General features: G+C 57.6%; 20 protein-coding genes and 1 other RNA gene. 8 read left to right on the top strand and 13 right to left on the bottom strand.

The features are described from left to right. Positions 1-134: 134 nt before the first annotated feature. Both IEQ42_RS04465 and IEQ42_RS04460 read left to right on the top strand, forming a co-directional pair. Positions 135-572 carry a cell wall hydrolase gene (locus IEQ42_RS04465; RefSeq protein ID WP_210702670.1) on the top strand — a complete coding sequence of 146 codons (438 nt, stop codon included), beginning with the start codon at positions 135-137 and terminating at the stop codon, positions 570-572. Next, the gene (locus IEQ42_RS04460) at positions 569-718 is read left to right on the top strand and encodes a hypothetical protein (protein WP_210702669.1); all 150 of its coding nucleotides are present in this window, start codon (positions 569-571) and stop codon (positions 716-718) included. Before IEQ42_RS04465 ends, IEQ42_RS04460 begins: the two co-directional genes overlap by 4 nt. Here the strand turns inward: IEQ42_RS04460 and IEQ42_RS04455 are convergent. The 10 genes from IEQ42_RS04455 to IEQ42_RS04410 form a co-directional block, all read right to left on the bottom strand. Further along, a complete protein-coding gene (locus IEQ42_RS04455; RefSeq protein ID WP_210702668.1) occupies positions 702-1,355 on the bottom strand; it encodes a hypothetical protein in 654 nt (217 codons plus the stop codon). The genes IEQ42_RS04460 and IEQ42_RS04455 overlap by 17 nt on opposite strands. Before the next feature lie 148 nt (positions 1,356-1,503). Further along, on the bottom strand, positions 1,504-1,827 hold the full coding sequence (locus IEQ42_RS04450) for a hypothetical protein (protein WP_210702667.1): 324 nt from the start codon (positions 1,825-1,827) through the stop codon (positions 1,504-1,506). A 349-nt stretch (positions 1,828-2,176) separates the two neighbouring features. Next, positions 2,177-2,569: a transfer-messenger RNA gene (gene ssrA / locus IEQ42_RS04445) on the bottom strand. Between the two features lie 96 nt (positions 2,570-2,665). Continuing rightward, complete coding sequence (locus tag IEQ42_RS04440) at positions 2,666-2,941, bottom strand: hypothetical protein (RefSeq protein ID WP_042557568.1); 276 nt, start codon at positions 2,939-2,941, stop codon at positions 2,666-2,668. A gap of 197 nt (positions 2,942-3,138) precedes the next feature. After that, entirely contained in the window at positions 3,139-3,420 is a 282-nt protein-coding gene (locus tag IEQ42_RS04435) for a hypothetical protein (RefSeq protein WP_210702666.1), read from the bottom strand. Positions 3,421-3,549: 129 nt separating this feature from the next. Then, on the bottom strand, positions 3,550-6,360 hold the full coding sequence (locus IEQ42_RS04430) for an FAD-binding and (Fe-S)-binding domain-containing protein (RefSeq protein ID WP_210702665.1): 2,811 nt from the start codon (positions 6,358-6,360) through the stop codon (positions 3,550-3,552). Next, positions 6,357-7,028, bottom strand: a complete 672-nt coding sequence (locus IEQ42_RS04425) for a LutC/YkgG family protein (protein ID WP_210702664.1) — start codon at positions 7,026-7,028, stop codon at positions 6,357-6,359. Before IEQ42_RS04425 ends, IEQ42_RS04430 begins: the two co-directional genes overlap by 4 nt. Continuing rightward, positions 7,028-8,482, bottom strand: coding sequence for a LutB/LldF family L-lactate oxidation iron-sulfur protein (locus tag IEQ42_RS04420; protein ID WP_210702663.1), 1,455 nt, complete (start codon positions 8,480-8,482; stop codon positions 7,028-7,030). The genes IEQ42_RS04425 and IEQ42_RS04420 overlap by 1 nt, the downstream gene beginning before the upstream one ends. After that, a complete protein-coding gene (locus IEQ42_RS04415; protein WP_210702662.1) occupies positions 8,479-9,303 on the bottom strand; it encodes a (Fe-S)-binding protein in 825 nt (274 codons plus the stop codon). Before IEQ42_RS04415 ends, IEQ42_RS04420 begins: the two co-directional genes overlap by 4 nt. Before the next feature lie 161 nt (positions 9,304-9,464). Then, complete coding sequence (locus IEQ42_RS04410; protein ID WP_150596489.1) at positions 9,465-11,159, bottom strand: lactate permease LctP family transporter; 1,695 nt, start codon at positions 11,157-11,159, stop codon at positions 9,465-9,467. A 261-nt stretch (positions 11,160-11,420) separates the two neighbouring features. On the opposite strand from IEQ42_RS04410, the gene IEQ42_RS04405 reads away from it, so the two are divergent. Beyond that, positions 11,421-12,188 carry a GntR family transcriptional regulator gene (locus IEQ42_RS04405; protein ID WP_210702661.1) on the top strand — a complete coding sequence of 256 codons (768 nt, stop codon included), beginning with the start codon at positions 11,421-11,423 and terminating at the stop codon, positions 12,186-12,188. 104 nt (positions 12,189-12,292) lie between these two features. Here the strand turns inward: IEQ42_RS04405 and smpB are convergent, their stop codons facing one another. Then, on the bottom strand, positions 12,293-12,775 hold the full coding sequence (gene smpB / locus IEQ42_RS04400) for an SsrA-binding protein SmpB (RefSeq protein ID WP_007900551.1): 483 nt from the start codon (positions 12,773-12,775) through the stop codon (positions 12,293-12,295). A gap of 119 nt (positions 12,776-12,894) precedes the next feature. Here smpB and IEQ42_RS04395 point away from each other — a divergent pair, with 119 nt between their 5' ends. Genes IEQ42_RS04395 through IEQ42_RS04385 form a run of 3 tightly spaced genes read left to right on the top strand, consistent with a single transcriptional unit; the run spans position 12,895 to position 15,047 of the window. Further along, a complete protein-coding gene (locus IEQ42_RS04395; RefSeq protein WP_042557576.1) occupies positions 12,895-14,298 on the top strand; it encodes a sodium-dependent transporter in 1,404 nt (467 codons plus the stop codon). A 7-nt stretch (positions 14,299-14,305) separates the two neighbouring features. After that, positions 14,306-14,740, top strand: coding sequence for a type II toxin-antitoxin system RatA family toxin (locus tag IEQ42_RS04390; RefSeq protein ID WP_016986510.1), 435 nt, complete (start codon positions 14,306-14,308; stop codon positions 14,738-14,740). Further along, positions 14,733-15,047 carry an RnfH family protein gene (locus IEQ42_RS04385; RefSeq protein ID WP_210702660.1) on the top strand — a complete coding sequence of 105 codons (315 nt, stop codon included), beginning with the start codon at positions 14,733-14,735 and terminating at the stop codon, positions 15,045-15,047. Before IEQ42_RS04390 ends, IEQ42_RS04385 begins: the two co-directional genes overlap by 8 nt. Positions 15,048-15,107: 60 nt before the next feature. Here IEQ42_RS04385 and IEQ42_RS04380 read toward each other — a convergent pair whose 3' ends face one another. Beyond that, entirely contained in the window at positions 15,108-15,635 is a 528-nt protein-coding gene (locus IEQ42_RS04380; protein WP_042557578.1) for an outer membrane protein assembly factor BamE, read from the bottom strand. 97 nt (positions 15,636-15,732) lie between these two features. On the opposite strand from IEQ42_RS04380, the gene fur reads away from it, so the two are divergent. Further along, the gene (gene fur, locus IEQ42_RS04375) at positions 15,733-16,137 is read left to right on the top strand and encodes a ferric iron uptake transcriptional regulator (protein ID WP_150595101.1); all 405 of its coding nucleotides are present in this window, start codon (positions 15,733-15,735) and stop codon (positions 16,135-16,137) included. Between the two features lie 75 nt (positions 16,138-16,212). Here the strand turns inward: fur and recN are convergent, their stop codons facing one another. Beyond that, positions 16,213-17,886, bottom strand: a complete 1,674-nt coding sequence (recN, locus tag IEQ42_RS04370) for a DNA repair protein RecN (RefSeq protein WP_210702659.1) — start codon at positions 17,884-17,886, stop codon at positions 16,213-16,215. A gap of 241 nt (positions 17,887-18,127) precedes the next feature. On the opposite strand from recN, the gene grpE reads away from it, so the two are divergent. Then, positions 18,128-18,694: a nucleotide exchange factor GrpE gene (gene grpE, locus IEQ42_RS04365; protein WP_042557580.1), complete on the top strand. Its 567-nt coding sequence runs from the start codon at positions 18,128-18,130 to the stop codon at positions 18,692-18,694. The last annotated feature ends 9 nt before the right edge of the window (positions 18,695-18,703 follow it).

Here is an 18,703-nt window from a genome sequence, read left to right as displayed (position 1 = left end):
TTTATGACAGAAGAGCGTGCCGCGGAGCCTACCAGTCAGAGGCGCGCCCGCCAACCGTCGCCCCACCTGTAACGACTACAAATTTCAGCTATCCAGCCCGCCGAGTGCGGGTTTCTTTTTGCCTGGAGAAAAGCATGACCGTCACTGAAAAAGACCGCGACATCCTCGCGCGCACGCTGTGGGGCGAGGCCAGGGGTGAGGGCCTGGCCGGCCAGATCGCCGTGGCCTGGACCATCCGCAACCGTGTCGAGATGGACCTGCACAACGATGGCAGGCCGGATTGGTGGGGCGAGGGTTACGCCGGCGTCTGCCTGAAGAAATATCAGTTCAGTTGCTGGAACAAGAACGACCCGAACTATCCCTACCTGAGCGGCGCAAAGGAGATCCCGCCGAAGCAGTTCGCCCAGGCCCGGCGGGCGGCGGGTCTGGTGATCTCCGGCGCCGAGCCCGACATCACCGGCGGCGCGACCCACTACTACGCGACCACCATGCCGAAGCCGCCCGCCTGGGCCAAGGATGCCACGCAGACGTTCCGCCTCGGGCACCACATCTTCTTCAAGGACGTGCCATGAGCCCCGTGTCGATGAAGGATCTGGCCGCTGGCGTGCTGGCGCTCCTGCTGCTGGCCGTCGGCGCGACGTGGAAGGTCCAGGACTGGCGCATGAGCAAGCCCTCCGCTTTCAATTGCCAGAGCGAAGCTCTCAGCTCTTATAGCTAATCTCAAATACAGCAACCGCCATGTGCAAATTTATTTTCTTCTGGTCATCTTTCGCCCAATGAGGGATGGGCTGATATCTCCTGAGGGCGAACGCCACCTTGCCACGAGCTCTCGGGTGGGTACGCTTCAGCGCGGCCTCTTCCGCTTGCACCATTGACCGCAACTTCTCTTCTGATTTTTTTGTGGTGAACACAAGATAGTTGGTTTCCAGGCGGGCACCCGCGTGCACCGTCCTAGTCACATAGGCAAGCCGGGCTAGGTCATTTGCCAAATGGGCACTACGCGACCCTCTCTTAAACTCCATTACGTGAGCTGGTGTTCCGAGCTTTCCCGTTCGGAGCACTAGGTCAAATCGGCCATTCCCGCGCAGTGAGTCATTTCCAAGCAGGTCGTCGATTTCGGTCTCATCAACCCCTGCGTCAGCCAATGTTTGCTTGACAGATGCTTCCAGACGAAAACCGAAGTTTGAAAACGACCTCGCCACATGCTGCGCTACGTGGACGGCCATGAAATACTCAGGCATTCGGCTCAGGGGCAAGTCGGCTTGCTTGATCGCCATATCGCTAGCATGAAGGAGGCCCTCCACGATGGCGTCAAGACGATTATTCGGAGATGATTTTTGTAGCGACGTAGTCACTATTGACTCCTTCTAATTAGTACGCTGCCATCCAGCAGAACTCATCCACGCCGACGAAGATGAATCGATCAAGGTATCGGCGAATGTCGAGGACCTCTTGAGGGAAGGGGTTCTCCCTGGCTTAGTTGCTCGAGTGGGAACTCGGCTTTTAGGCTTCTTCTGCAACTTTAGAATTCAGAGCGATAATTGCTTCGGCCTGAGCCTCAGACATCAATCGCAAAGCCTCGGCGGGATTCGACCCTGCAAAATTCAGCAGCCAGCTTCTTAGCTCAGCTTGCTCAAATTCGAACTCTGCCAAAAACGAGCCGGTAAGAGACACACCTTCGATTTTACCGTACGCGCTGAGACCATCGTGCCAGGCGAGCGGGCCTTTCTTTCCCTCAACAAACCCCTGAGATGTGTGCTTTACCGGTTTGAGGGCGTGATTGTGAGCGTGGACCTCACGCTCCCAGCCTCTAAATGTGACTTTCATGAATTGCTTTCCTTGCCGGACCATCGATTGATAATAGCAATATGCTACTTGCCCGGCCTGATTCGCTCAACCTACAAATGCACGCCGGAGCGGGATACAGCACGTCTATGGCAATCATAGTTTGGAGGGAGGCCTGATCATTCGGGCGTCATCAGAACCGCAAGCGCCAGCTTGATGAAAACCTCATTATTGCCGACGGTTTTGCGCGGTTGTCCGCGACATCGCAACGCCCCCTACATCGCACTACAAATGCTGTCATTAAGCTGGCATAACCGAGCCAAAACCACCCATTCAGGCACAAAAAAGGCACTTGCGATAAACGCTAAGTGCCTGATTTGTATAGCTTGTTTGGTGGAGCCGGGGGGATTTGAACCCCCGTCCGCCAGTACTCCGCTGTCGGTACTACATGCGTAGCCGTTTCTATTAAGTTAACCCTCAGCGACCCGAAGGGCAGGGTGCTTTGGGCGAGTTGTGTAAGTTTTAGCCGCTTCGTCCACAACGTACTGCACGGCGATTCTGTTCTATATGACAATCATTTTGGGTTTACAGACATCCCCTGATGATTGCTGGACCCGAAGGTACCAGAAGGGAAGGCTAAGGCTGCTTACGCAGCGAGAGCGTATTCCCCGTAGGTTTCGTCATTGGCAACTATAGAAAGTTGCAACAGTGGATTTACGAGTTCTGTTACCAACTCGGCATGCACCTAAAGTTTCGCAACCGGCGTCGAATCCTAAACGGCCCCGAACTCATTGCTCTGTACATCCTGGTGAGCAACAAGCCTGCGCAGTGTACGCCAATCGGCGGACAAGGCCAACCCGAAGGTTGGCCTTCTGGTACGTCATTTATTTTCAGGATTACGAGTTTGTATTTTGGTGACTACGTTGGAAGTGATCGCAACGCATTCCTTGTCATTCCCGGCTTTTTGAGCCATTTCGGCTTTTTCCCGGGCAGCTTTGATGTTGTCGTCGGTATTTTCCGAAAGAGCCGGCTGGCTGGTCTCGAAGTCCTTGATAATTTGAAGATTCCCGGCACAAAGGTCTTTGTCTGCCGCAAATACCGGCGACGTTAGCAGGGCACCGGCGATGAACAATCCAGCAATTGCAGAATGCTTCATAGGTATCTCCTAGAACGGTTGGTCTCGGTGCTGCCGGGCGGTCTGGCGGCTATTCCGAGGTCGCTACAAGCCTCGTTTGCTTGGGGCTTGATCAATCGACTATAGCTGCGCTCAGGAATTCGGTTTTTTTTTACACATGGTATGAAAAGGTTGGTTCTCCAAAACATGTCGATGAGGCCGACCCAGTCGGTCTGTGGTCATTTTTTGGTGTCACCCGTAGACTTCTGGATTTCCAGAAGGGTCTGCTGGGTTTCAACAAGGCACTCGTCTGTTTTGCCTTGGGCCTTGAGAGCCTGTGCTTTGCTGACACTCGCCGAGACGCGCGCATTCAGATCCGGTGACGTCTGGTATTGGGCCTTGGAGTTGTCGATTGTCTGCAAATTCGCATCGCACAAGCTGGATGGTTTGCTATCAGCGAACGAAGTGGACGCCATCATCGAGGCAGTAACGAACAGACCGAGCAGTACAGAACGCTTCATGGAAATCTCCTTGCACTGAGGAATCCGGACTTCGCTGACCGTGAGTAGGGTCAACGAAAGAAGGACAGGCCCCGACTGTTCGAGGCCTGTTCTGTGGACTACCGTCCCGCTCAAGGGTTCTGATTTTCTTCAGCAGGCCTTCGCTCGGGTGACCCGATCCACAAGATAAACCAGGCCGTGATAGTCGATCCCGCCATGTTGCGTCAGTCCGATTTCGCACGTCCGACTTGTGGAAATTCCCTCACTGCAATGCTGCACCGCATCCTTGAGCGTGCGCAGCGAGTGGCTGTTCAGTTCCGGCGTGGTAAAGCCCTTGTCCCCCGCGAAACCGCAGCAATGAATGCCTTCCGGGATCACCACGTTCTTACTGCACTTGCGCGCCAGATCAATCAACGCCTGGCTCTCCCCCAAATGCTGAGTGCTGCACGTCACGTGAACGGCGATCGGTGCTTCCTGAGGCGTGAAATGCAGCCGATCGAGCAGATGCGTACGAATGAAACGCACCGGGTCGTACAGATCCAGGCGAACATCTCCCACGTCCTGCACCAGCCGCAGCGTGCACGGACTGGTGTCGCAATAAATCGGATCGAGCCCGCCGCGACTGGCGTGGAGCAGCGCGCTGATCAGCTCCTGACGCTTATGCTCGGCCTGTTCGGCATAGCCTTTGGAGGCGAATGGTTGGCCGCAGCAAAGGTTGTCCTGATTGTCGGGAAAGACCACCTGGTAACCGGCCTTTTCCAGCAGTCCACGGGTTTTGTCGAATAGCGACATCTGCTCTTTGTCACCCGCCGCCGGCCCCATGACCCGCGAGACGCACGCAGCCAGATAAACCACTCGAGGGCGTTCGTCCGACACATTCGGACTGAAGCGAATGGCTCTTTCCGGTTGTGGCATCGCGTTCGTCCACAACGGCACCTGGCCCTTGGACACGCGGGTCAGCGTTGCCGATAACTTCGCCAGACGCGGCGCCCCCAGCAACATCCGCGCTCCATTCGCCACATGCAGCGTGAAGCGCGCGCCTTGCAGCGTCTTGGCGAAATTTCCTTCGATCCAGTCAGCGGTTTTCTTGTGCGTTGCGTGTCGGCCGCGAAGCTTTTTCACCAGCTCGCCGGTATTGATGCCTACAGGACAGCGTTGTGCGCAGAGACCCGTTGCGGCGCAGGTCTCGATGCCTTGGTACTCGTAGGCTTTTTCCAGTTCAGTGGTGTCGATCCCAGCGCGTTTTTTCGCCTGAATATCGCGCCATATCACGATGCGCTGGCGCGGGCTCAGGGTCAGGCCTTTCGACGGGCAGACCGGTTCGCAGAAGCCGCACTCGATGCACTTATCGATAATCTCGTCAGCCGCCGGCAGCGGTTTCAGATGCTTGAGGTGGATCTGCGGATCTTCGCTGAGCACCACGTCCGGGTTGAGAATACCGTTAGGGTCGAGCAGGCGTTTGAGCTGCCACATCAGTTGGTAGGCGTCGCTGCCCCATTCCAGCTCAACGAACGGCGCCATGTTGCGCCCGGTGCCGTGTTCGGCCTTGAGCGAGCCGCCGAACTCCACCGCCACCAGTTGCGCGACGTCGTCCATGAACGCTTGATAGCGTGCGACTTCTTCCGGGTTGTTGAAGCCTTGGGTGAAGACGAAGTGAAGATTGCCTTCCAGCGCATGTCCGAAAAGGATCGCCTCGTCGTAGGAATGTTTTTCGAACAGTTCGATCAAGCGGTTTACGCCGATCGCCAGTTGTTCAACCGGGAAGGTCACGTCCTCGATGATCACCGTGGTGCCGGTTTTACGCACGGCGCCGACGGCGGGGAAGGTGTCCTTGCGGATCGCCCAGAGGCGTGCGTTCTCAACGGGGTCTTCGCTGAAGTCGACCTGCTTTTCTACCGGGAAACTGCTGATCGACGCCATGATCTGCGCCAGTTGTTCCTGCAGCAACGTGGAAGAGGCGGCGCGGGATTCGATCAGCAGGGCGCAGGCATTGTTCGACAGCTGTTGTACGAAAGCGGGCATGCCCGGTTTGTCCTGCACCGAGCGCAGGCTGCGTCGATCCAGCAGTTCTACCGCTGACACTGGCTGGCTTTTCAGCACGGTGACCGCGTTGCAGCAGGTTTCCACATCCGGGAATACGATCAGCGCTGAAGCCTTGTGCGGATGATCGATGACGGTGTCGTAAGTCACCGCGCTGATAAAACCGAGTGTGCCTTCGGAGCCGACCAGCAAGTGGCTCAAGATATCCACAGGCTCGTCGAAATCCACCAAGGCGTTGAGCGACAGGCCAGTGGTATTTTTCAGACGATATTTGTGGCGGATTCTGGCAGCCAGTTCGGCATTGGCGCGGGTCTCGCGGCTCAACGTCGCCAAGCGATCAAGGAGATCACCATGGCTTGCACGAAACGCCGCGACGCTGGCGGCGTCTTCAGTATCAAGTCGTGTGCCGTCGGCCAGGACCAAGCGAATGCCGGCCAGCGTGTGATAAGTGTTTTGTGCGGTGCCGCAGCACATGCCGCTGGCGTTGTTGGAGACGATGCCGCCGATTTTGCAGGCGTTGATCGATGCCGGGTCCGGGCCGATCTTGCGTCCGAATGGCGCCAGCCACGCATTGGCCTGCGCGCCGATCACCCCCGGTTGCAGGCGGATTTGCGTGCCTTGGCCACGTATTTCGCGAGCGTTCCAGTTATCCCCAAGCACGATCAGCACCGAATCGCTGATCGCCTGACCGGAGAGACTGGTGCCGGCCGCGCGAAAGGTCACCGGTACATGATCGCGCTGTGCCAATTGCAGCAGCTTCACCACTTCATCTTCGGATTCAACGCGGATCACCAGTTGCGGAATCAGTCGATAAAAACTGGCGTCGGTGCCGAAGGCCAATGTCGACAGCGGATCGTCGAAGCGGCGATCCGCCGGAATCAGTTGTTGCGCATCACGCAGGAAATTCGCCGGAAGCGTCATTGGTCCTCCAGGATCAGCACCACGAGGTCTTTCGGGCCGTGGGCGCCGTAGGCCAGCACTTGCTCGATGTCAGCGGTTTTCGACGGGCCGGACACCAGCAACGCGTTGGTCGGCATGCCGTGGGCCCATTGGAGTTCATGTTGCACCTGGTAGAAGTTGTCGCGGATTTCGCTGGCCTTGAGCAGGGCGAAATGTACGGGCGGCACCAGGCTCATCAGGCGCGGTTCTTCGCGGGTTGGCCAGAGAATCAGGCTGCCCGTGGCGGCAATGGCACCCAGGGTGCCGGTGAGACTGGCCGGGGTATCGTTGAACAGCTCGGCTTTCCATTCTTCCATCGGCCGGTCGTAGGATTTCAACGCCGGCAGATCAGGATTGTTCGCCCAGTGTTGGGTGATTTTTGCACCGTGAGGTGTCGTCGGTGCGATCAACAGACTCGGCAACTGACGGTCGTGCAGTAATTGTGCGAGCAGTGCAGGCCATTCCTCATCGCACGTCAGATGGATCTCGGTATGGACCGCTTCCATCAATTTGCGTAATTGCGGAATGCGCTGTTCGGCGCTGTAGGTGTACGGCTGAGTTACCAGTTCTACATCGAAATCGTCGGCAATCGGCGTGGCGCCGATCAGACTTTTGCGCAGTTTGCCGAGGATATTTTGCTTGGCGCTCATCAGCGGTCTCCCTGTTTGGCCAAGTGCTCGCGGGCCATGTCGTGCAGTGAGCGGGCGGCGGGTTTGGGTGCGCTGTGATTCTGCGTCCATGGGCCAACATTGTTTGGCGTGAGGGCGCGCAAGCGCGTGGCGAAAAAGCCGAACAGCCGATACAGCGTTGGCGAGCTATTGAGCCTGGCCCAGGCGTTCCAGATAAAGCGTTCCTTGCGCGAATACTTGCTGCCCTGACCGCGCATCACTTGATGAGGGCTGTCCGGGGCTTTGACGTTTTCTTCGCGTAGGCGACGTAGCAGCGCGGGGATAGGAATTTTTACCGGACACACTTCACCGCAGGCACCGCACAGCGAAGACGCACTCGGATGATCCGGCACCTTGGCCAGGCCGACCAAGTGTGGGGTGATGATTTTTCCTATAGGGCCGGGGTAAACCTCCCCATAGGCGTGGCCACCGACTCGCGTGTAGACCGGGCAATGATTCATACAGGCGCCGCAGCGAATGCAGTTCAGGGTCTGGCGCAATTCGCTGTCGGCAAAGGCCTGGCTGCGACCGTTGTCGAGAAGCACCAGATGCACTTCTTGTGGGCCGTCGAGTTCATGCTCCTTGCGCGGGCCGGAGATCATGTTGACGTAAGTGGTGATCGGAATGCCCAGCGCCGAACGGGTCAGCAGCGATAACAGCGGCACCACGTCACGCAGATTTTCGACGACTTTTTCGATGCCGGTGACGGCGATGTGCACCGGCGGCACGGTGGTAGTCATCCGGCCGTTGCCTTCGTTTTCCACCAGCAGCAGGGTGCCGGTTTCGGCCACGGCGAAGTTGACGCCGGAAACGCCGATGTCCGCTTCGAAGAATTTCTGCCGCAAGACTCTGCGACCGATCTGAATGAGTTGGTCAACGTCCTTGGTGTATTCCACGCCAAGTTTGTCGTGGAACAAGGACGCGACCTGACCGGCATTCTTGTGGATCGCCGGCATAATAATGTGTGAAGGCTTCTCGTGGTCGAGCTGGACGATGTATTCCCCCATGTCGGACTCCAGACATTCAATGTCTTGAGCCTCGAGGAAATGGTTCATCTCCATCTCTTCGCTGACCATCGATTTGCCCTTGATCACTTGCCGCGCCTCGTGAGCACGGATGATCGATAAGACGATGCCATTGGCTTCGTCCACCGTTTCCGCCCAGTGCACTGTCACACCGTTGCGGGTCAGGTTCTGTTCCAGTTGCTCGAGCAGGTCGGGCAACTTGGAGAGCGCACGGGCTCTGATCGAGTTGCCCAGTGCGCGCAAATGTTCTTTTTCGTGGGCATCGCCAAAAGCCGCTGCCCGCTTGGTCATCAGTGAATCCATGGCAGTGCGGAAATTGTTCCGTAACTGCGGGTCACCCAAGGCGTTGTGCGCCCGGGTGCGGAAATCTTCTTCTACGGCGACCGTAGGAATAATCGCGGAGGTGCTCATTGCGCACCTCCGGTTCGTTGCCACAGGAAACTGGCCAGATGTTGGCCGCGCAACGCTTCCTGTTGTTTCTCCAGCGAGCCGTTGATGTTCATCAAGCAGCCGCAGTCGGCACTCAAAATCCTGTGTGCGCCGGATTCCTTCAACGCCCGGGTCTTGTCAGCCACCATCGCGCCGGAAATATCTGGCATTCGGACGCTGAATGTCCCGCCGAAGCCACAGCATTCGCTTTCGTGGTCGTGGTTGACCCGTTCCACATTGCTCAACTGCGCCAACAACTCGCGGCCGTGCAGGTGGGTGTTCATCTCGCGACGCGCAGAGCACGACGTGTGCAGGGCGACTTTTACCGGCTCGCCGCTGTCCTCGAGCTGCACTTTGCAGACGAACAGCAGAAACTCTGCCAATTCATAGGTTCGTGCCGCGAGGGCCTGAACCTGTTTCAAGGTTTCTGGCTCTTCCTTGAACAAGTCGGCGTAGTGCTCGCGCAACATGCCAGCGCAGGAGCCCGATGGCACCACCACCGGAAAATCCCCGGCGAACAGTGCCAGTTGCGAGCGCGCCACCGTCCGCGCCTGCTCGGTGTAACCGGAGGTGTAGGCCGGTTGTCCGCAGCAACTTTGCCCTTGTGGATACTCGACCCGAATCCCTTCGCGCTCCAGCAAGTGGATCGCGTCCATCCCGGCTTCGGGGTAGAACAGATCGACCACGCACGTCCCGAACAGGTAGACCCGCGACGGTTTCTCGCTGGGGTATTGCCGAGGTTCGGGCAGTGGCGGTGCCACGCGGGTCGCGTTCGGCACGGCGTTGTAAAAAAGCTCGCTCATCAGGCGTGTCTCCGGGTTATCCCGGTTATCCGTCCGCTGAGGCTGCTGAATATAAAGAGTGTTGCTTTCAGCAGCCTTACAGACCGGGTTGTGAATTGCTGACGCCGGAATCACGAACCGGCGTCGGTTATTTCCATGTTGCTTGTAGTCTTCTTGTCGGTTTAGTGCACCAGCATGCCGGTGAGCCAGTAGGCCTGAGCCAGCGTGATCAGACCGACGATCGTTGCAAAGAATAGGCTGTGCTTGAGGGTGAAGCGGAACAGGTCCGATTCCTTGCCGACCAGACCGGTCGCGGCGCAGGCCACGGCGATCGATTGTGGCGAGATCATCTTGCCGGTGACGCCGCCGCTGGTGTTTGCCGCGACCAGCAGGGTGTCGTTGACGCCGATCTGGTGCGCGGTGGTGGCTTGCAGCGAACTGAAGAGGGCGTTGGACGAGGTGTCGGAACCGGTGAGGAATACGCCCAGCCAGCCCAGGAACGGCGAGAAGAACGGGAACGCTGCGCCAGTACCCGCCAGCACCAGAGCCATGGTCGAGGACATGCCGGAATAGTTAGTGACGAACGCGAACGCCAACACCATGCCAATCGACAGAATAGGCCAGCGCAGTTCGTAGAGTGTCTCTTTCAAAGTGGTCAGACCAGTTTTGAAATTGATCTTCAGGACCAGCATCGAGATCAGTGCGGAGAAGAAAATCGCCGTGCCGGTCGCAGAAATCGGGTCGAGTTTAAACACAGCTGGAATGGCGGTCGGTGCGGCCACGATCGGTGCAGTCTTGATCACCAATTGATCAAGGTGCGGAATCGCGAAGTTGAACACCCATGCGTACATCGAGCCGCCGGCAGCGAACATGGCTTTGAAAGGCTTGAGCGTCCAGATCGTCACCAGCACGGTGAGGATCAGGAACGGCGACCAGGCGATGAAAATTTCCCAGAGGCTGTATGGGGAAACCGCGGTGGCGCGCTTCTGGCCGAAACCGCCGACGCTGCCGGTGATGGCGGCGCTGGAAGTCGCGCCGGCGATTTGCGCGCCAGCGGTACGTTTTGGCTGCCAGATTTTCAGGAACAGGGTCAGGGAGATCAGGCTGGCCAGGGCCGAGGTGATGTCCGGCAGTTCCGGGCCGATGAAGTTCGAAGTGAAGTACTGAGTGATGGCAAAGCTCAGGCCCGCCACCAGCGCGGCCGGCCAGGTTTCACGTACGCCGCGCATGCCGTCCATCATGAAAACCAGCCAGAACGGCACGAATAGCGACAGCAGCGGTAGCTGGCGACCGGTCATGGCGCCGATTTTGAAGGCGTCGATACCGGTGACCTGGCCGGCCACGATGATCGGAATCCCCAGAGCGCCAAACGCAACCGGCGCGGTGTTGGCGATCAGGCACAGGCCTGCGGCGTACAGCGGGTTGAAGCCCAGGCCTACAAGGAGTGCAGCAGTAATCGCGACCGGCGCACCGAAACCGGCGGCACCTTCCAGAAATGCACCGAAGCAGAAACCGATCAGCAGCACCTGCAGGCGCTGGTCATCAGTAATCGACAGTACGGAGCTGCGAATAACTTCGAACTGACCACTTTTGACTGTCAGTTTGTACAGGAACACCGCCGCGACAATGATCCAGGCTATCGGCCACAAACCATAGGCGAAGCCATACCCGGCAGCGGCAAACGCCATGTCGACCGGCATCTGGAAGGCGAAAATAGCCACAGCGATGGACAAGGCAAGCGTGATGCTGCCGGCCACATGACCTTTGAGGCGGAACACCGCCAACGCGAGGAAGAAGAAAACGATGGGAATGACGGCCGCGAGAGCGGAAACGCCAAGACTGCCGAGCGGGCTGTAGATCTGTTGCCAGGTTTGCATATGGGGTGGCCCCTAATTGTTGTTGGTCAGGCACTGTCAGCGTTCTTGGTTAATTGGTAAGACCAATTTACAATCGCTGTTGGCTAGGGTAAAAGCCTTGATGCGGGTGTGTCAATTTGTCGCCCTGAAACTTTTGTCTAATGAGCGGTGCAGACGTCATCTGATTCGGTTCGGGCGGTGTCATCTGGTAGGTGTCGTGATGGCGCCGATAGGCCAGAATAGAGAGCCCGGCGAGCGGTCGGGCTCGTGGAGAAGTGAGTTATGGGGTTTGATCAGATACGTCAGCGCCGTTTGTCTGACGATATTGTCGAGCGGCTCGAGGGGATGATCCTTGAGGGTACGTTGAAGTCCGGTGAGCGGCTTCCGGCTGAGCGCGCGCTGGCTGAGCAGTTCGGGGTTTCACGTCCATCGTTGCGCGAAGCGATTCAGAAACTGGCGGCCAAGGGGTTGCTGGTCAGCAAGCAGGGCGGTGGCAACTACGTGGTGGAATCGCTGGGCTCGACGTTCAGCGATCCGCTGCTGCAACTGCTCGAAAGCAATCCTGAGGCGCAGCGCGATTTGCTGGAGTTCCGGCATACCCTGGAGGCATCGTGCGCCTATTACGCTGCATTGCGCGCAACCGATGTGGATCGCGAACGGCTGACTGCGGCATTCGAAGAGTTACAGGACTGCTATTCGCGTCATCACGAAGTGAGCCGGGCGGAAGAGGGTGCGGCGGATGCGAAGTTTCATCTGGCGATTGCCGAGGCCAGTCATAACGCGGTGTTGTTGCACACGATTCGCGGGTTGTTTGATTTGCTCAAGCGTAACGTCGTGACCAACATCGGAGGCATGTACAAACAACGCACGGAAACCCGCGACATGCTGATCACCCAGCATCGGGAATTGTATCTGGCGATTATTGAGGGGCGTGCGGAGCAGGCGCGGGAAGTTTCCAGTCGACACATTTTGTATGTGCAGGAAGTGCTGGAAGAGGTGCGGCAGGAAGTCCAGCGCATGGCTCGGGCTGAGCGGCGCAAGGGTATGTGATTGTTTAAAGCAAAAGATCGCAGCCTGCGGCAGCTCCTACAGGGAAATACGAATCCCAATGTAGGAGCTGCCGCAGGCTGCGATCTTTGCTTTTGGGGGGAAGACTAGTCTTCCTTGCCCTTGTTGCGCACCGCGCGCTGCAACTCACGACCGGCGTCGCGTTCGCGCTCGGTGTCACGCTTGTCGTACTCCTTCTTGCCCTTGCCCAGAGCAATCTCGCACTTGACCATGTGCTTGCTCCAGTACCAGGACAGGCATACGCAGGCGTAACCCTTTTGCTGCACTGCCGCGGCGAGCTTTTCCAGCTCGCGGCGGTTGAGCAGCAACTTGCGCGTGCGCGTCGGGTCAGCGATGACGTGGGTGCTGGCGGTCATCAGAGGCGTGATGTGGCTGCCGAGCAGCCATGCTTCGCCATCCTTGAGCAGCACGTAACTGTCGACCAGTTGCAGCTTGCTTGCCCGCAGACTTTTTACTTCCCAGCCGGCCAGGACCAGACCAGCCTCGAACTTATGCTCGATGAAGTAATCGTGTCGCGCCTTTTTGTTCTGCGCGATGGTCCCTGTAGGGTGTTTCTTCTGTTTAGCCATAGGGGCGGCATTATATGGAGATAAACGGCTGTCGGCTACGGTGATGCTGCGTGCTTGAGCAGGTTGAGTGAATCCCGGACAATGCGGCCTCTTTTTCTAACGCTTGGGCGTGATAAACGATGTCGACAGACAAGGTTTCTGTCCACGGCAGTTGGGCTAGCCGCTGGGTATTCATACTCGCCGCGACCGGTTCGGCCGTGGGACTGGGTAGTATCTGGAAGTTCCCGTACATGGTCGGGGTCTACGGCGGCGGTGCCTTTGTGCTGATGTTTCTGGCATGTATCGCGTTGATCGGGATCCCGGTCATGCTGGCTGAAACCCTTATCGGCCGCCGCGCGCGGCAGAGTCCGGCCAATGCTTTGAAGGTGCTGGCGGTGGAAGCCGGGCATTCGGGCAAGTGGTCGTGGGGCGCCTTCGCCGGGATGATCACGGCGTTGTTGATCCTGTCTTTTTATAGTGTGGTCGGCGGCTGGTCGCTGGACTACATCATCGATATGGGGCGTGGCGACTTTCAAGGTGCCACGGCTGCTCAGGTCGGTGCCTACTTCGGCAATGTGATCGCTGATCCGTGGCGCCTGACACTTTGGCACACGATTTTCATGCTGCTGTCGGCGCTGGTGATCGCCAAAGGCGTGGTCGCCGGGCTTGAACGCAGCTTGCGAATCATGATGCCGTTGCTGTTTGTGATGATTCTGGTGCTGCTCGGCTACAGCATGACCACCGGGCATTTCATGGAAGGCGTGCATTTCATGTTCGACTTCCACCCGGAAAAAGTCCTCGACGGATTACTCCCAGCGATGGGCCACGCATTCTTTTCGCTGAGCGTGGGCGTCGGATCGATCATGATCTACGGCGCTTACATGCCGAAGAATTCGTCGCTCTCTGGCACGGTCGTCGGTGTGGCGCTGCTCGATACATTTGTATCGCTGGTGGCCGGTCTGGCCTTGTTCCCTATCGTGTTTGCCGCGGGCCTGAACCCGAGCGAAGGCCCTGGCCTGATGTTCGTCAGTCTGCCATTTGCCTTTGGTAACGTAGCGTTCGGCCAGTTGATGGGGGTAGTGTTCTTCGTGCTGGTGGCGGTTGCCGCCTGGAGTTCGGCGATTTCCCTGCTGGAGCCGATGGTCGCGTACCTGGTTGAACGCACGAAAATCAGCCGCGCCTGGGTGACATTCTGGTTGGCTTTTACCTGCTGGTTCGTCGGTCTGGGCACGGTGTTTTCCTTCAATATCTGGAAGGAAGCCAAGTTTTTCGTGAACGAAGGCGGGATGTTCCACCTCTATCAATGGGGTGCGGCAAGCGGTCTGGACTTCTTCGGCGTGATCGATTTCTTCACCTCGCGGATCATGTTGCCACTCGGTGGTTTGTGTTTCGTGTTGTTTGCAGGTTGGGTGATGGGCCGTGAAGCAGTGCGCGACGAGTTGTCGATCCGCAATCCGGCGCTGTTCGCCCTGTCCCTGTTCTTGATGCGCTATGTGGCGCCCATCGGCATTCTTGTAGTGTTTGCCGCTCAGCTCTGGAAGTAACGCTTACATGACGACACATATTCAACGATCGGCGCTGCTGCCTTACCCGGCGCAATTTCTCTACGACCTGGTCAATGACGTGGCGCGTTATCCGGAATTTCTGCCGTGGTGCTCGTCTGCCGAGGTGCTGGAGAGCTCGCCTGAGCATATGCGTGCAAGTGTCGGCGTGGCCAAGGGTGGCCTCAGTCAGCATTTCGTGACGCGCAATACGCTGGTGCCGGGGCAATCCATCGAGATGAACCTTGAAGAAGGCCCGTTCAATCAGTTGCACGGCGTCTGGGTATTCAAGGTACTGAACGAGAAGGCCTGCAAGATCAGCCTGGATCTGTCGTTCGACTATGCCGGGCCGTTGGTGCGAGCCACGCTGGGGCCGCTGTTCAATCAGGCTGCGAATACGCTGGTGGATGCATTCTGTCAGCGTGCCAAACAGATGCATGGTTGAGTCGGTGATCGAGATAGAGGTCGTGTATGCGGCCGTTGATCGTCAGGTCTTGCGCATGGTCAGTGTCCCCGAAGGGGCGACTGTGCGTGATGCCTTGCTCAAATCCGGGATTGGCGACGAATTCCCTGAGCTTGATCTGGCCGAATGCCCGGTAGGGATCTTCGGCAAAGTAATCGCTGATCCAGAGGTTCGCCTGATTCAGGCGGGGGATCGCATTGAAATATATCGGCCGTTGCTCGCCGATCCGAAAGAGGTGCGGCGTTTGCGTGCTGCCAAGGCAGCTGAGGCGAAAGCTCGAAATCAGTAAGAAGCCAAACGGCAGGCAATAAAAAACCCGGAATTTCCGGGTTTTTTATTGCGTCGCAAATTATTGCGGCGAGGTGTCCAGCGGCTCTGGCGTCGGAACCGGAACGGTTTCTACACCATCGACGTCCTTCTGGATCTGATCCAGCAAGGAACCTGGTTTCACCGGTTTTTCCGGTGTTGGCTTCTCGGCGTTTTCAGCAGGAGCGGTCACGTTGGTGCCACTGTCCTTGCCGAGAATGGCTTCGTCACGGCTCACGCCCGGCATAAAGTCACCGGACAGGCTGACGAGCTGGTCGTTTGAGTTGAAAATAACACTCATGCGTTCCTGCTGACGTTCACCGCCACCAGGTTGCAGGCTATACAGATAATCCCAGCGATCGGCATGGAACGTGTCGGCAAGCAGAGGGTTGCCCATGATAAACCGTACTTGCGGCCGGGTCATTCCCGGGCGTAACTGGTCTATCATGTCCTGCGTGACGACATTGCCCTGCTGGATGTCGATTTTGTAAACCCCGGGGAATGAACAACCGGCGAGTGCGAGCAGTCCCACAAAGGTGAAACTGGTTAGCAAGAGCTTGGTGTTTTGCATCGGTGGGCGACTTCCACTATCTTGGCTGGGACAACGTAAACGCCGATCATACCCGTATTAAGAGAAGCTGCGAAGCAGCATCGCGAGAAAGCTGACCATGGTTGAAAATAGCGAACTACGCAAAGCTGGCCTCAAAGTGACCCTGCCACGGGTCAAGATCCTGCAAATGCTCGACTCTACAGAGCAGCGTCACATGAGTGCCGAGGACGTCTACAAGGCGTTGATGGAGGCGGGTGAGGACGTCGGTCTGGCCACGGTTTACCGTGTTCTGACCCAGTTCGAAGCCGCTGGCCTGGTGGTCCGTCACAACTTCGACGGCGGCCACGCTGTGTTTGAGTTGGCTGACGGTGGTCACCACGACCATATGGTCGACGTGGAGTCCGGTGAAGTGATCGAGTTCTTCGACGAAGAAATCGAAAAACTTCAAAAGTCGATCGTCGAGAAGCATGGCTTTGAGATGGTTGATCACAATCTGGTGCTGTACGTACGCAAGAAAAAGTAAGCATGTCGCGCGAACTTCAGGTTCGCGAAACGAGCGAAGGCGACCCAAGGGTCGCCTTCGTGCTTTCTGCCATTCTTAAACTTTTGCGGTGACGACCATCTTCTTCGCGTGCGCCAGAGACTCTTTGGTCAGATCGATACCGCCCAGCATCCGTGCCACTTCTTCTATACGGTCGTTCTTGCTCAGCTTGGAGACGGCGGTGTGTGTTGCCTCTTCCCCGCGTACCTTGTGTACGAACAGATGCTGATGCCCCTGAGCTGCCACTTGCGGCAAGTGCGTGACGGTCAATACCTGGCCGCGCTCACCGAGTCGACGCAATAACTGGCCGACAATTTCAGCCGTCGGGCCGCCGATGCCCACGTCGACTTCGTCGAACACCAGGGTTGGAACGCGAGATGTCTGTGCGGTGATTACCTGGATTGCCAGGCTGATCCGCGAAAGCTCACCACCGGATGCGACTTTCGCCAGCGCCTTCAGCGGCTGGCCGGGGTTGGCACTTACCAGCAATTCGACTTGTTCGAGGCCGTTAGGCAAGAGTTCGTCGCTGCTGTTGGCGCGCAGTTCGATGGTGAATCGACCGCCCGGCATGCCCAGTCGTTGAATCTCCTGTTCCACCGCACTGGCGAGGCTGTCAGCGGCCTGATGGCGCAAATCGCTCAGCTCCCGTGCCTTTTCCTGGTAGTGGCGGGCATAGGAGGCCAACTCTTCGCCCAATCGCTCAATGGATTCGTCATTGGCATTGAGCGTTTCGATTTCATCCAGCAGTTTTTGCTGCATTTCACTGACTTCGGTTGGCTGGATCCGATGCTTGCGCGCCAGCGTGTAAATGGCGTCGAGGCGCTCTTCCAGATATTGCAGGCGTGCCGGGTCGGCATCGAAGTTATCGAGGAAGCGATTAAGTTCACCGACGGCCTCTTCAACCTGAATCTGCGCGCTGGTCAACAAACTGCTGGCTTCGCCGAGGGCGCCAACGGAGTTGTTCACGCTCGAGAGGCGATTAAGGCTGGCGGTCAACGCATTCAACACATTCCCGGAATCACTTTCGCTGCATTGTTCGACCACTTGTCGGCAAATGCCGAGCAGGGTTTCAGCATTGGTCAGGTTCTTGTGTTCCTGCTCCAGCTGTTCGAGTTCGTTATCGCCAAGCCCGAGGTTTTCGAGTTCTTCGAGTTGGTAGCTGAGCAGTTGATGACGAGCGCGCTGTTCGTCGCCGGAGTTGGAGAGACGCTCCAGCTCCTGGCGAGTCTGACGCCAGCGTTGCGCCGCCAGTTGTACCTGGCGGGCGAGGTCGGTCGCGCCAGCGTATTCGTCGAGCAGGCGACGATGGGTATCGGTTTTCAGAAGAGACTGATGTTCGTGCTGGCTGTGGATATCGATCAGCAATTCGCCAAGGGACTTTAAATCGCCAAGCGGGCAGGGTGTGCCGTTGATATAGCCACGAGAGCGTCCTTCCGAAGTGATCACCCGGCGCAGGATGCACGGCCCGTCGATGTCCAGATCGCGCTCGGCCAGCCAGGCGCTGGCTTCGGGGATATCGGCCAGGTCGAAGGTTGCCAGGATATCGGCCTTGTCGGCGCCCGGGCGGACTACGCCGCTGTCGGCACGATCGCCAAGGGTCAGGCCCAGGGCGTCGAGCATGATCGACTTGCCGGCGCCGGTTTCCCCTGTGATCACGCTCATCCCGCGATCAAGTTCAAGATCGAGATGTTCAACGATGGCGTAGTTATGTACGGACAGGTGCACCAGCATAAAGGCCGCTCCCAGGCTTTAGGTCTGGTTATTTATACAGTGTTTTGTTCAGGGCTGACAATGCCCTCACTTAGGTCGATTCGCTTGAGCAATGCAAATGCTTAGCTCATCGAGGAATGAAAAAAAGCAGCACTTTTTTGTAGGGTTAATGCTTGAGCCCCTTGAAGACTGATTTTGCGGCCCCATATATCGGGGCAGAAGCGCGAGTCGAACTCGCGGACGATATTGAAAGGAGAATTCTATGGCTGACGAACAGACAGTAGATAAGCAAAACCCAGAAGCCAATCAGGCGCCCGAGGGTTCGGGTGACGACCTGGCGACCCGTGTACAAGTGCTCGAAGAGCAATTGGCCGCCGCGCAGGATCAGTCTCTGCGTGTTGCTGCCGATCTGCAGAACGTCCGTCGTCGTGCCGAGCAGGACGTGGAGAAGGCGCACAAGTTTGCGCTGGAAAAATTCGCCAGCGACCTGCTGCCGATCGTCGACAGCCTGGAGCGCGGCCTCGAGTTGTCGAACCCGGACGACGAAAGCATCCGTCCGATGCGCGAAGGTATCGAGCTGACGCTGAAAATGTTTCACGACACCCTCAAGCGTTATCAGCTTGAAGCGATCGATCCGCATGGCGAACCGTTCAACGCCGTTCAGCATCAGGCAATGGCCATGCAGGAAAGCGCAGACGTCGAGCCGAACAGTGTTCTGAAGGTGTTCCAGAAGGGCTATCAGCTCAACGGTCGTCTGCTGCGCCCGGCCATGGTCGTGGTCAGCAAGGCACCAGCGCCAGTTTCGCCTTCTATTGATGAGCAGGCTTGAAATTAGCCG

The organism is Pseudomonas iridis (assembly GCF_017980685.1).
Lineage (GTDB): Bacteria > Pseudomonadota > Gammaproteobacteria > Pseudomonadales > Pseudomonadaceae > Aquipseudomonas > Aquipseudomonas iridis.
Note: the sequence above shows the minus strand (reverse complement) of the source record. Positions and strands in the feature narration are given on the sequence as shown.